Consider the following 13,159-nt stretch of genomic DNA (forward strand, 5'->3'; position numbering starts at 1 on the left):
GGCTGTTACATTTCCTGGCCTGAAGGCTGCGAACGGAAGGCGGCGACCATGACGGTCAAGGGTGAGCGGGGCCGGGGCACTCGGCGGCCGACCCTGGAGGAGGTCGCCGCCCGGGCCGGCGTGGGCCGCGGCACGGTGTCGCGGGTGATCAACGGCTCGCCCCGGGTCAGCGACGCGACCCGCGCGGCGGTGGAGGCGGCCGTCAACGAACTCGGCTACGTCCCCAACACCGCCGCCCGCGCGCTGGCCGCCAACCGTACGGACGCGATCGCGCTGGTCGTTCCCGAGCCGGAGACCCGGTTCTTCGCGGAGCCGTACTTCTCCGACATGCTCAGCGGCGTCGGTGCCGAACTCTCCGAAACCGAGATGCAGTTGCTGCTGATCTTCGCGGGCAGCGACCGCGAGCGGCGCCGGCTCGCCCAGTACCTGGCCGCGCACCGGGTGGACGGGGTGCTGCTGGTGTCCGTGCACGCCGACGACCCGCTGCCCGACCTGCTCGCCCAGCTGGAGATCCCGGCCGTGATCAGCGGCCCGCGCTCGGCGGAGGAGACGCTGACCTCGGTGGACTCCGACAACTACGGCGGCGCCCGGTCGGCCGTGGAGCACCTGCTGACCCGCGGCCGCCGCACGATCGCCCACATCACCGGCCGGCTCGACGTGTACGGTGCCCAGCGTCGCGTCGACGGCTACCGTGACGCCCTGCGCGACGCGGGCCGTGCGGCGGAGGAACTCCTCATCGAGCCGGGCGACTTCACCGAGGAGGGCGGCCGGCGGGCGATGGCCCGGCTGCTGGAGCGCGAGCCCGGCCTCGACGCCGTGTTCGCCGGCTCCGACGTGATGGCGGCGGGCGCCCGCCAGGTGCTGCGGGTGGCGGGCCGTCGTATCCCCGAGGACGTGGCGCTGGTCGGGTACGACGACTCGGCCATCGCCCGCCACATGGACCCGCCGCTCACCAGCGTCCGGCAGCCGATCGAGGAGATGGGCCGCGCGATGATCGACCTGCTGCTGGCCGAGATCGCCGACCGGCGTCCGGCCGCCGCCCGGGGGCTGGAGCGCCGGCACGCGGTGCTGCCGACGGCGCTGGTGGCCCGGGCCTCCTCCTAGTTCTCCGGGTTCTTCGGGTTCTCCGGGAGGCAGGTCACTTGGTGGCGTAGACGGCGGTGTAGCCGCCGATGAGGTGACGGGCCTCGACCTTGGCGAAGCCGGCGGCCCGGAGCCACTGGGTGGCGTCCTCGACCGTGTACTCCGACCCGCCCTCGGTGTCGATGAGCATGTTGAGCGACAGCAGCAGGCCGTAGGTGTTGTGGCGGCGCTCGTCGTCGATCATGGCGTCGTAGACGATGAGGGTGCCGCCCTCGGGCAGGGCGTCGTAGGCCTTCTTGAGCAGGAACCGGCGCTGCTCCAGGTTCCAGTCGTGGAGGATCTGCCCCATGACGTAGACGTCGGCCTCGGGCAGCGGGTCGGAGAAGAAGTCCCCGCTGTGGAAGGTGAGGCGGTCGGTTAGGCCGTGGGCGGCGACGAACTCCTCGAACACCGGGCCTACAGGGGGAAGTTCGAAGACGGCTCCGGTGATGTCCGGGTGGGAGCGCAGGACGGCGGCGGGCACGGCGCCGAGGGCTCCGCCGAGGTCGATGACGTGCCGTCGCCCGGTCCAGTCGAAGTCGGCGGCGAGCGCGGCGGCGAGGGGTGTGCTGACGCCGTTCATGCCGTTGAGGAAGGTGCGCCAGGCGACCGGGTCCTGGCTGAGCGTCGCGAAGAACGGGGCACCGCTGTGCGCGACCTCGTTCTGCAGGGCGCCGGTCCGCAGCGCGTCGGTGAGGTTGTTCCAGAAGCCGAAGAGACGTGCGTCGGCCATCTCCAGGATGCCGCCCACGTACGACGGCTTGGCCCGGTCCAGGAACACGTCCGCGGCGGGGCTGTTGCGGTAGGTGCCGTCCTCGTCGCGGGTCAGCACGTCGAGCGAGACCAGGGCGTCGAGGAAGTCGGCGGAGGACCTGGGGTGCAGGCCCACCTCGGAGGCGAGGGACTCACGGTCGCGGCCGCCGCCGGCCAGCGCCGTGAAGATTCCCAACTTCACTGCGCTCAGGAGCGTCTTGGAGGCCATGAAGCCCAGGCCGAGCTGAAGAAGCGGCTCAGGGGTGATCGTGTCGGTGACCGACATTTCTCTCTCTCCACTTGGATTGAAGGTCGAACTTTGAACAGTGGGTGTCGTGTGCGGGTCTCAGAGCGTCTTGGTCTGGCCGCCGTCGATGAGCGTCTCCGTTCCGGTGATGTTCGCGGCGACGGGGGAGGCGAGGAACAGGGTGAGGTCGGCGACTTCGTGCGCCTCGCTGATGCGGCCGGACGTGATGCCCATGCTCTGCGGTACGACGACGTCCAGCGCTTCCTGTGCGGTGGTCCCGGCGGCCTCGGCGGTGGCGTCGGCGAAGCCGCCCGGCGCGGTCCAGAACGGCGTGCGGACCGGGCCCGGGGCGATGGCGTTGACGCGCACGCCCTGAGGCGCGAACTCCTCGGACAGGGACTTGTTGAGGTTGGTCAGCGCGGCCTTGGCCGCCGAGTAGTCGACCACCATGGGGAAGGGCAGCCTGGCGTTGATCGAGCTGATGTTCACGATGGCTGCGTCACCCGCCGCGATCAGATGCGGTAGGGCGGCGCGGCTCGTGCGCACGGCACTGAAGAAGGTCAGGTCGAAGATCCGCTGCCAGGCGGCGTCGTCGACCTTGAGGAACGACTCGCGGGGTTCGGCGGCGCCGACGTTGTTGACCGGGATGTCCAGGCGCTGGTGGCGCTCCACGGCCTGCTGGATCAGGGCCTCCGCCCCCTCTGTGGTGGACAGGTCGACCGGCACGAACGTGACGTCGTGGCCGGCCGCCAGGGCGTCCAGCTCGGGGGTCGAGGTGCGGCTGCCGGCCACGACCTTGACGCCCTCCCGGGCCAGCTTCTCGACCACGGCCAGGCCGATGCCCTTGCTGGCTCCGGTGACGACGGCGACCTTGTCCTTGAGGTGCAGTTCCATGACGGTTCCTTTCTGGATTGATCAATACATAATTAAGGTATGACGAACCGCGGGTGCGGGCGTTGTGCGGGTTTTCCGCGGTGTTCAGTCCAGTATGCGCACCGCCGTGGACAGGGCGTCCTCCATGAACTCCCTCCCCACGCGTGCTCCGCCGACGACGCGGATCCCCTGGATGAACGTGGTCAGGAACCTGGCCAGTTCACCCGGATTCTTCTCCGGGGAGATCTCCCCGCGTGCCTGTGCCCGCTCCAGGGCGCCGGCGAGCGAGGACTCGACCTGCCGGATCGCGGTGTTGACGCGGTCCGCGGCCAAGGGCCGGTCGCCGCACTCCGTGGCGGTGTTGACCACGAGACAGCCACGCGTGGGGTCGGCCAGGTCCGCCTCGATCAGGGAGGTGAGCACCCTGCGGACCACGGGCCGGATCCCGGGCGTCCCGTCGAGGGTCGCCTCCAGGTCGCCGCCCTGGACGGAGATGTAGCGGTCGAGGGAGCGGATGTAGAGCTGCTCCTTCGAGCCGAAGGTCGCGTAGAAGCTGCCGCTGCCTATCGACAGTTCCTTCAGCAGGTCCTGCAGGGAGGTCTCGGCATAGCCCCGGCGCCAGAACAGGTCCACGGCGCGGTCCACCGCCTGGTCCATGTCGAATTCCCTGATGCGTGCCATGGGGACAGCGCAGCGCGCTTTGTGGATTAGTCAACCCACAATGGACGGCTTGGCTTGCTCGACGGTATCCATGCAGGTGAGGGTGCGTGTGACGGGTGTGCGGGGTGAGTCTTGGTCGGTTGTCGACGCGGCCGGCATCGCCCGCACTGCCCGGCCCGCACGGGGCTGCCGGTTCGGCGGCCTCCCGCCCGTTCGACGTACCCGCCACCACGACCAGGCCTTGACCGGCCGCCGTGCGGCGTGACGGCGGTCGTGTGCTCGCGGTGATCCGCGGCCGCGCGGTCAACGCATCGACGATGTGGCGCACAGGCTCGCCTTGTTGAGGTGGCGTAAAGATCCGCTCATGGTTCTCGGGCGAACAGAGACAGTAATCGTCGAGATCTGATAAGAAATGCGCACACTTCGGTTAAGAGGGATGACTCCTGCGCGCCTTGTGACGTGGATGCACCTGTCGGCCCGAGTGACGCTTCGACCACCGTCACGGCCACAGATGTGATGGTGCGTCAGTTTCTAGGAGATTTCTGCATGGCCAAGAAGGTCCACGCCGCGCCGGGACGTCCCGGGCACGCGACAGCCAAGACCGGCAGACGGGCCAGGGCGATCGTCGCGGCCTCCACCGTCGCCGTCGCCCTCATCGCCGCCACCGGCACCGCCATTGGAGCGGTCGGCCAGGGGGGAGCGGCCGGATCGGGCGCACCCAAGCGAATAGGGGCGGCTCCGCATGTCCCGGCGGGTGCGACGATGACCGGCGCGACCGCGTCGGGGACCAAGCTGCACCTCAGCGTGAACCTGGCTCCGCGCGACCCGCAGTCGCTGGCGGACTTCGTCACCGCGGTGTCCACACCGGGGAACGCCCAGTACCACCATTACCTGGCCAAGGGGCAGTTCGCCTCGGTCTTCGGTCCTACGCGGGCCACCATCGCGGGAGTCTCACGGGCGTTGAAGGCAGCAGGCCTCTCTCCCGGCAAGGTCAGCCCGGACGGCCTGTCCATCCCGGTCACCGCCACCGCCGCGCAGGCGTCGCACGCCTTCGGCACCGGCTTTCGCAACGTCCGGCTCAAGGACGGCACCACCGACTACCTCAACACCTCGGCCCCGTCGTTGCCCGCGAACGTGGCGTCCTCGGTGACCGGGATCGTCGGCCTGAGCAGTGTGAACACCGTCAGCGGTCACCACTCTGCGGTGCGTCGCGCAAGCAGGCACAGCTCTGCCACCGCCTCCGTCTCCGGACGCAGTTCGCGCACGGTGACCGCCCACACGTACACCCCGGCACTCTGCGCCGACTTCACCGGCTCGGGTCTGACCGACGGCACCGACTACTACAGCCCCGGCAAGCTGGCCGGCGCCTACGGGATGAGCAGCTCCGCCACCGCCGGTGCGGGGCAGACCGTGGCCGTGTTCGAGTTGGAGAACGTCGACGCCGGCAGCATCGCCGCGTACCAGTCCTGCGTCGGCACCAGCACCTCGGTGTCCAACGTGTACGTCGACACGACGGCAGGGGCCGGCGCGCCGGCCACCGACGGATCGGTCGGCGTGGAATCGGCGCTCGACATCGAGGACCTGATAGGTCTGGTGCCCGGCGCCGCCATCATCGACTACCAAGGGCCGGACGCCGCGTCCGCGACCGACCAGAACGTGCTCGACGTCTACCAGCGGATGGTCACCGACGACCAGGCGCAGGTCATCTCCACCAGCTGGGGCGAATGCGAGGCGGTCGAGAGCAGCGCGACCGCGAATGCCGAGAACACCGTCTTCGCGGAGGCCGCCGCGCAGGGCCAGAGCGTCGTCGCCGCCTCGGGCGACGACGGCTCCAGCGACTGCTACCGCGCGACCGGCTCCACGGCCAAGGCCGTCGACGACCCCGCGAGCCAGCCCTACGTCACCGGTGTCGGTGGCACCACGATGACCACCTCGGGCAGCACCACGACCCAGACGACGTGGGGCAACGCCAACGGTGGTACCGGTGGCGGCGTCTCCTCGCGATGGGCTCCCGTCGTCTACCAGGGCGGTGTCGCCACCACCAGCAAGCGTGCCGTTCCGGATGTCTCCGCTCTGGCGGACCCGGCCGACGGCTATCCGATCTACTTCCAGGACGACAGCCAGTCCGCCACCCCCGTCCCCGGCCTCGTCGGCGGCACCAGCGGTGCGGCTCCGACCTGGGCCGCCGCGATCGTCCAGGCCAACGCCGGCACGGCCTGCCAGGCCAACGGCCAGGTCGGCTTCCTCAACAACGCCCTCTACAAGGCCGCACGGAGCAGCTACCCGACGAACTTCTGGGACGTCACCAGCGGCGACAACTCCGTCTACGCCACCGGCTACACGGCGGCGGCCGGCTACGACGAGGTGACCGGCCTGGGTTCGCCCAAGGAGGCCGGTCTGACCACCGCGCTGTGCGCGGCCAAGGGCACAGCCGCCACGGGCGCCTCCACCTTCCACCCGCTCAGCAGCCCCAAGCGGCTGTTGGACACCCGCAACGGCACCGGCTGGGGCCTCAGTTCCATCCCGACCAAGAAGCCCCTGGTCGCGGGCGGCACCGCCCCGGTCAAGATCGAGGGAGCCGGGGGGATCCCCAGCAGCGGCGTGACCGCTGTCGTGCTCAACCTCACGGTCACCGGCACCACCGGCGCGGGTTCGTTGATCGCCTGGGCCGACGGCACCGCCAAGCCGTCGACCAGCAACCTCAACTGGACCGGCGCGAGCCAGACCATCGCCGCCTCGGCGACCGTCAAGGTGGCAGGCGACGGCGTGGTGGACCTCTACACGAGCAGCACCACCCACCTGATCGCCGATGTCCAGGGCTACTACACCAGCGACACCACCGGCTCGAAGTACACGGCGCTGGCCCCGGCCCGCCTGCTGGACACCCGTTCCAAGGTCGGCATCTCCACCACCAGCAAGATCTCCAACGCGGTGATCAGCCTCAAGGTCCGCGGCCATGGGGGCGTGCCCACCGGCGCCACCTCCGTGGTGCTCAACCTGACGGCCACCCAGACCGTCGGCGGGGGCTACCTGGAGGCCTACCCCGAAGGCGCCACCCGCCCGACCGCGTCCAACGTCAACTGGTCGGCCACCGGGACCACCATCCCCAACCTGGTGGTCGTGCCGATCGGCAGCGACGGCAACGTCAGCATCTACGTCCACGGCACCAGCCATGTGATCGCCGACGTCTCCGGCTACTTCTCCGCCAGCGGCTCGGCCTTCGACACGGTCACCCCGCTGCGCCTGCTGGACACCCGGCAGACGACGGCGCTGGGCGCCGGCAAGACGCTGGCCGTGCAGATCTCGGGGCGCGACACCATCCCGTCCACCGGCGTCAAGGCCGTTGTGCTGACCGTCACCGTCACCGGCACCACCGGCAGCGGATACCTCTCCGCCTGGGCCGACGGCGGCAGCCGTCCGACGGCCTCCAACCTGAACTGGGCGCAGGGCAAGACGATCGCCAACCAGGTCATCGTGCCCGTCGGCTCCGACGGCAAGGTGGACTTCTACGCGAGCAGCACCACCCACGTGATCGCGGACGTCGCCGGCTACATCGGCTGACGCCCGCCGACGACACGACCACGATGCCCCGCCGACCACACCGGACGGCGGGGCATCGTCGCGTTCAGGGATGCGTGTGCCGCGCTCTTCGAGCAGTACCGGGACGACGACTGCGGTCGACCACAGCGCCCCACGGAGGCGTCGGGGAGGGACGGTGGATCGCGCACGCCGTGCACCTGGTGAGCACGTGCGGGTTCACGCCGGTGGTCTCGGTGCGCTGTGCCGCAGTCGGCTTCGCAGTCGGCGGGCGAGCTGCGCCGGCGCCTGGGTGGCAAAGGAGGCGGCCCGTCGGACTCGACCACAAGGAGAGGTGCAGGCGCGGGCTGTCGGCTGTCGCTGTCTCGTAGGGTGAGTGACGGGACTCGAACCTGTTTCGTATCCCTATCGTGACCTGCGCCTTTGCTGTACATGTGGGGAAATCCGGGCATGCGGGTGACGGGTGATGACGCTGGATGACACTGTGCGGCCTCCGGTTCGGCCATGGCCGAACGCTCCAGTCGGGGACGATGGATGCGCATGAGCGTGGAGGTCGTGCCCGTGCGCACCACGTGCCGGATGGAGATCCGGACTCACCCGTGAGCAGGCGGTCCGCAGTCAGGCCGCGGCGGACCTGGCATGGCTGATGTCGCTACGGAACGCGTGACTGAGGCTTCCGGCCGCCGACCTCGCCCGGTAGACGGGCGGCCCGCTCAACGGCCGGCGCTGCCGGGCGGTACGACCCATTCGGCGGGTTGTCGCTGGTCGGGGTACGGCAGACTGGTGCGGATCCGGTGGTGTCCGGCCGGACGTGCACCGGCCGAAACAGGGGAAAAGGGAAGCCTGCGGATCCGTGAGTGACGAGTTCGACGCCTCGGAGCCCGTTGACGAGGGCGCGTTCGGCATCGACGCGTTCTCCGTCGACGACCGGCTGCGGCTGTTCCACTTCGCCGCCGCCGTGGAGTCCCAGTGCGCGACAAACGCAGGCTGTCAGTCGTCATCCTCGTCGTAGTAGGCGGACGCCGCTTTGCGTCCGGCCCACCACGCATAGCCCTCGTACACGCCCGGCGGGGCAGGGTCATCTCGCCGGCCGGCCCCGTGGTCAACTGGTTGACGACGAGGGTGCCGGTCTCGGACTCGATGCTGATCGGGACGTGGCCTTCGGCGTCGGCGGGAGGCCTGGGGGGCAGATGCGGACGGTGACCCGTACGTCGATGTCGGTTGGCGACTGAGCAGGTGCAGGTGGTAGCCGTTGCCTGCTACCACCTGCACCTCCGCGGCTGTCATGGCTGCTTGGTCACCGAGGTAGGCGTCGGTGTCGTAGACCTCGACGACTCGACGGCCGGGGGTTGCGGTGACGCTGCATTCGGCGAGGAGCGGAGCTGACGGTCCATGTCGGCTCCGTCCCGGCACCCAGGGACCGCACTCCGGTGGTTGACGCTGGTCAGGCTGGAAGCGGTCTCGGCGGACGGCAAGAGCTCGGACCCCTCGCACCGGGAGGGCCGAGCCCTGCGGCACCTACCGGGCATGGCCGGCTCCGGCCAGGCGCACCAGTTCCGTCCTGCTGGTCACCCCCAGCGTGCGGCCGACTCGCTCCAGCATGCCGGTCACGTCCTGCGGAGTCAGCAGCAGAGCCTGGGCGACCTGACGGTCACTGTGACCGGCGCCGACCAGTTCCACCACCCGGTGCTCGGTCAGCGACAGGCTCGGATCCACCGCCGGCGCGGCTTTCGGACGCACCCCCAGCTCGGCCAGCATCCGGCGTACCCGGCCGGCCAGGAGGACACTGCCGCAGGTCTCGGCGAGGTCCAGGGCCTGGGTGAGAACTTGGCGGCCCTGGTCGGCCTCTCCCTTGCGCGACAGCGCGGCGCCCAGCTCGTACTGGGCCCGGGCCAGTTCCAGGCGGGCCGGAGACCGCTCCAGCATGGCGACGGCCTCGCGCAGGAGAGCCTCCCCCTCGGAGCCGCCCATGACGACACCCAAGCAACACGACGCCAGGCCGATCACTCGCTCGGTGCCCCAGCGATGAGCCAACTCCAGTTCCTCAGTGGCCAGCTGGAGCGCGTCGGTCCGCTGTCCGAGCGCCAGGTGCAGCCGCGCCGCCTGCGATCGCCAGGGCGCCCCGGCCAGGTTCGCGACCTGCGTCCGCTTCTCCTGTGCACCGTACTCCAGCAGGACCGTGAGGGCAGCGGCCGGATTGCCCCGCCCGGCATACAGCCGGCTGCGTGCGAGGACCACCGGCCCCTGCCACAGCCAGCCGGCCCGATCGGTGTCGGCGTCCGGCGTCAGTACCCGTGCTGCCGCGGCCGGGTCGCACCGCTCGATCAGCGATTCGCCCACCTGGGCCATCAACGCCAGCCGTGCCCGATGCTCCAGGCCTTCGCCGCTCGTGGCGGCGGGATGTCCGAAGTCCGTGGTGAGCGCCAGCTGTTGGCCCCGACGCGCGCGGACCCTGAGCTGCCAGATCATCGCCGACGACACCATGAGGAAGATGCCCCAGCGCGCACCGATGTCGGCGATCTGGTCGAACCGCGCCGCTGCGTCGTCGAGGCGGTCGGTGGTCATGTAGGCCATTCCGGCCAGGCTCACGAGCATCTGTGACTGGTCCATGGCCGCCAGTCCGCCGCGCAGGGCCCGGTCGAGGAGGCTGTTGGTGACCTCGGCACTGGCGGCCGAGGCGGCCAGCGCGGCCAGGACCGCGCACTCACCCGGGGTGTCACCGGCCAGCTTGTGATCCCACAGCCGGCTTGCGAGTCGCCGGGCAGCGGGGAGGGTGGACAGCTGGTCATAACCGATCAGGAGCATCTGGGCCTGTAGAAACCATGACACCTCACGGGCCGTCCCGGTGCCGTCGTCGGCGTGCCGCAAGTCCTCCACCGCTCGGGCGAGCACCTCGACGGCGTCCGCGTGCTCATGGCCGAGGAACAGCGCGTTGGCGAGCAGGTAGGCCGCATGGGCGCGGGAGTACGGGTCCGTCAACACGGCGGAGGCCTGCGTCAGATGATGCCGCGCGGCGCCGATATCGAGCTGTAACTCGTCCTCGCCCAGCTCCAGCAGCAGCGGACCGCGTTCTTTGCCGGTCATCGGCTCCCGCAGGGCCCGGCGGAGGTAGGCCGCGGTGATCTCCGGGGCACCTCGGCCGCGCGTGGCCCGCGCCGCCTGCCGCAGGGTGTCGACCCGCCAGGCCTCACCGCTCGGTTCGGCCAGCAGCAGGTGGGCGGCTACCAGGTCGCCGGCCGCCCCCTCGCGCCGCAGCAGTTCGGCCGCCCGTGCGTGTCCGGCGGCCAGCTCCACCGGTCCGACGACGGTCTCGGCGATCGCGGCGCGGACCAGGGGATGCTCGAACCGTGCGACCTCACCAGGTGCCAGCACACCGATCCGCTGCAACCGGCGGCCGTGCTCCCGGGCCTGCGCCTCGCCCAACTCCGCCAGTTCGGCCGCGAGATGCCAGTCGGCCCCGTCCCCCAGCACCGCCAGGGCCTCGACCAGACGCCGGGTCGGCTCCGGCTGGCCCGTCAGCCGCTTGACCACGGTGTCCGCCAGAATCCGGCCGCGGAACTCCTCGACCAGATGTACCTGGGCGCCGACGGGCCTGACCCCGTTGTCGGCGAGCGTGCGCAGCAACTCGCGCAGCAGCAGGGGGTTGCCCTGGCTCGCCTCTGCGCAGGCGGCGGCGAACCGCGGTTCGGTGCCCTGGCCCAGACTCGCCCGCGTCAGCCCGGTCACGCTGTCGGCGCCCAGCGCCGGCAGCCCGACCGTCAGGCAGTCCGGCTGGGCGGCGATCCGCTCCAGCAACGGCTCGGCCCGGGTCCCGCTGTCCGGCCGTGCCGCCAGCACCAGCAGCACCGGCAGACCGCGCAGACGCCGCGCCAGGTACTCCAGCCACCGTAAGGACGGGCCGTCCGCCCAGTGCGCGTCGTCGACCACCAGAGCGACCGGCCCGTCATCGGTGACATGCACCATCAGCCAGTACAGGCTGTGCAGCAGGCCCTGTGACGCCTCGGGGGACAGCCCTCCGCCCTCGTCGGCTCCGGCCACGAGCAGGGCGTGCGACGCCAGCTCCGCCGGGCCCGACAACAGCCGCTCCCGTCCGGCACTACCGGCTCGACCGAGCAGCGGCTCGACCAGCTGCCGGAGCACGGAGAAGGCGAAGCCCTGTTCCAGCTCTCCCCCGCTGCCCCGCACCACCCTTATGCCCCGCGACTGCTCGGCCGCCGCCCAGGTGTCCACCAGGGAGGTCTTCCCCATCCCCGCGCTCGCCCGCACCAGCACCACCGCGCCCCGGCCGGCCCGAGCCTCGCCGGCCGCGCGCGCGAGTACCGCCAGCTGGCTGCGACGATCGAGCAGACCTGGTCCCGTCGCAGCGTCATCGGCCGGAGGAACGCCCTGCCGGCCGGAACGGCCGGCGGCCAGCAGCGCGGCAGCGTCGGCGTCGGCCAGCCCCAGTGCCGACACCAGCAGCTCCACCGTGCGCCGCTGCGGCCGCTCCCGGCGGCCCCGCTCCAGGTCCCTGATCGACCTGGCCGACAGCCCGGCGGCCTCGGCGAGCGCCTCCTGCGTCAGCCCCGCGGTCCGGCGTAAATCCCGCAACATCTCACCGAACACCACCACACGCCCCCACGGCAGCCCAGGACGCCGACCACCGAGAAAAACGTGACGGTATGTCGTCGTGCCACTACTGATCATCAGTACCGGGTCAGGACCCTACCGGGGGAACGCACAGCGACTACCGCAAGGCCCTGGCGAAGGGCCGGCCTATCGCCAGTGGCGTTGTCGAGGGCACCTGCCGCCACCAGTAGGCGGAGTGTCCCCGGCGCCGAGGCCGTCCTCCTCCTGCGGGCCATGATCAGCAACAACCACGTCGAGGAGTATGGGGCCCTACCACTTTGCACGGGAGATCGAACGCATCCGCGCAGGCAGCCGACCACCTCACCGCATGACCGAGGATCTCACTGCGACAGAGCTGCACGAGCTACACCCGTGCGGGTTGAGTTGGAGATGAGGCGCTGGCCGAGGTGGGTGAGGCTGTGCCGAGCGGTGCCGTGGGGGCGCACGGTGGTGATCAGGCCGCTCGCGCGCAGGGCGTTGAGGTGGTGGCTGGCAGTCGCGGTGGAGATGCCGACGCAGGTGGCGAGTTCGGTGGTGCTGCGGACGGTGGTGAGGGCGGCGAGGGCGGCGGCCCGGGTACGGCCCAACAGGCGGGTGAGGCTGGGATCAGGATGCAGGCCGTCCTCGGGAAGGAGGGCGTGCTTGTGGTGCACTGGAAAGAAGAGCTCGACGGGAGCCTGCTCGTCGTAGTTGTCGAGGCGGGTCGTGGGGGCGCCGAGGAAGAACACGGGTACCAGCAGCAGGCCCCGGCCGGCCAGGTGTAAGTCCACGTTGTGCGGGATGCGGCAGGGGACGGTCAGGACGGGAAACTCCCAGCTGATCGACGGGTGCAGGCCGTTCAGCATGCTCCCGGCCGTAGCCACCGCGCCGCCGGATACGGCCTGGACGGCGCGCTGCACATGCTGCCAGGTCGGCGCGATGGCCAGCCGGTGGTAGGCACCCAGCAGACGGGCCAGCCGGTTGGTGGCCTCCGGTCGCCCGTGGTGGACATCGACGATCCATCGCGCCAGGTCGGGGCGAAGGCTGCGCGTCACGGCCAGATCTGCGGTCGCCTCGGCCGCCGGCTTCGACCGCACTGCTTCCAGCCCGTCGCTCAGGCTTGCGGCGCCCGTCGGGGCGACGAGGAACTCGGGCAGCGTGCCGTGGTCGGGGGTCACCAGGTCGAACACCGGCTGCTCGCGCAGGCCGACAGCTTCGCGGGCGCGGGAGGACCAGCGGACGAACGGCCGGCTGTACGCCTGTGGCTGTTGTAGGAACTGGAGGCTGAACACGGTCTCCATCAGCGGCTCCGGGTGTGTGACCCAGCGGATCCGCTGCACGTCGGCCTCGGTGAAATGGATACGAAGCATCAGCCCCCCA

8 protein-coding genes are annotated in these 13,159 nt (G+C 70.7%); 3 read left to right on the plus strand and 5 right to left on the minus strand.

Annotated features, from left to right (window positions below):
• Positions 1 to 48 precede the first annotated feature (48 nt).
• The gene (locus tag EDD90_RS34275) at positions 49 to 1,104 is read left to right on the plus strand and encodes a LacI family DNA-binding transcriptional regulator (RefSeq protein WP_123976752.1); all 1,056 of its coding nucleotides are present in this window, start codon (positions 49 to 51) and stop codon (positions 1,102 to 1,104) included.
• A gap of 34 nt (positions 1,105 to 1,138) precedes the next feature.
• On the opposite strand, the gene EDD90_RS34280 is transcribed toward EDD90_RS34275, so the two are convergent.
• From EDD90_RS34280 to EDD90_RS34290, 3 genes are all read right to left on the minus strand, one after another.
• Entirely contained in the window at positions 1,139 to 2,161 is a 1,023-nt protein-coding gene (locus tag EDD90_RS34280) for a methyltransferase (protein ID WP_123976753.1), read from the minus strand.
• Between the two features lie 60 nt (positions 2,162 to 2,221).
• On the minus strand, positions 2,222 to 3,016 hold the full coding sequence (locus tag EDD90_RS34285) for an SDR family NAD(P)-dependent oxidoreductase (RefSeq protein ID WP_123976754.1): 795 nt from the start codon (positions 3,014 to 3,016) through the stop codon (positions 2,222 to 2,224).
• Positions 3,017 to 3,100: 84 nt separating this feature from the next.
• Positions 3,101 to 3,676 (minus strand): TetR/AcrR family transcriptional regulator, encoded by a 576-nt coding sequence (locus EDD90_RS34290; protein ID WP_123976755.1) that lies wholly within the window; start codon positions 3,674 to 3,676, stop codon positions 3,101 to 3,103.
• Positions 3,677 to 4,201: 525 nt separating this feature from the next.
• Between EDD90_RS34290 and EDD90_RS34295 the strand changes: the two genes are divergently transcribed.
• On the plus strand, positions 4,202 to 7,216 hold the full coding sequence (locus tag EDD90_RS34295) for a protease pro-enzyme activation domain-containing protein (RefSeq protein WP_123976756.1): 3,015 nt from the start codon (positions 4,202 to 4,204) through the stop codon (positions 7,214 to 7,216).
• 829 nt (positions 7,217 to 8,045) lie between these two features.
• Positions 8,046 to 8,204 (plus strand): hypothetical protein, encoded by a 159-nt coding sequence (locus tag EDD90_RS55785; RefSeq protein ID WP_185149707.1) that lies wholly within the window; start codon positions 8,046 to 8,048, stop codon positions 8,202 to 8,204.
• A gap of 506 nt (positions 8,205 to 8,710) precedes the next feature.
• Here the strand turns inward: EDD90_RS55785 and EDD90_RS34305 are convergent.
• Both EDD90_RS34305 and EDD90_RS34310 read right to left on the minus strand, forming a co-directional pair.
• Entirely contained in the window at positions 8,711 to 11,803 is a 3,093-nt protein-coding gene (locus EDD90_RS34305; protein WP_185149319.1) for an AAA family ATPase, read from the minus strand.
• Positions 11,804 to 12,141: 338 nt separating this feature from the next.
• A complete protein-coding gene (locus EDD90_RS34310) occupies positions 12,142 to 13,149 on the minus strand; it encodes a winged helix-turn-helix domain-containing protein (RefSeq protein ID WP_123976758.1) in 1,008 nt (335 codons plus the stop codon).
• Positions 13,150 to 13,159 lie beyond the last annotated feature (10 nt).

This window comes from Streptomyces sp. Ag109_O5-1, from assembly GCF_003814875.1.
In the GTDB taxonomy this organism is placed as follows: Bacteria; Actinomycetota; Actinomycetes; order Streptomycetales; family Streptomycetaceae; genus Streptomyces; species Streptomyces sasae.

Bases quoted from the DNA above. Each gene is read 5' to 3' on its own strand.
- EDD90_RS34310 (WP_123976758.1), bottom strand. From the start codon at position 13,149: ATGCTTCGTATCCATTTCACCGAGGCCGACGTGCAGCGGATCCGCTGG.
- EDD90_RS34275 (WP_123976752.1), top strand. From the start codon at position 49: ATGACGGTCAAGGGTGAGCGGGGCCGGGGCACTCGGCGGCCGACCCTG.
- EDD90_RS34295 (WP_123976756.1), top strand. From the start codon at position 4,202: ATGGCCAAGAAGGTCCACGCCGCGCCGGGACGTCCCGGGCACGCGACA.
- EDD90_RS34280 (WP_123976753.1), bottom strand. From the start codon at position 2,161: ATGTCGGTCACCGACACGATCACCCCTGAGCCGCTTCTTCAGCTCGGC.
- EDD90_RS34285 (WP_123976754.1), bottom strand. From the start codon at position 3,016: ATGGAACTGCACCTCAAGGACAAGGTCGCCGTCGTCACCGGAGCCAGC.
- EDD90_RS34290 (WP_123976755.1), bottom strand. From the start codon at position 3,676: ATGGCACGCATCAGGGAATTCGACATGGACCAGGCGGTGGACCGCGCC.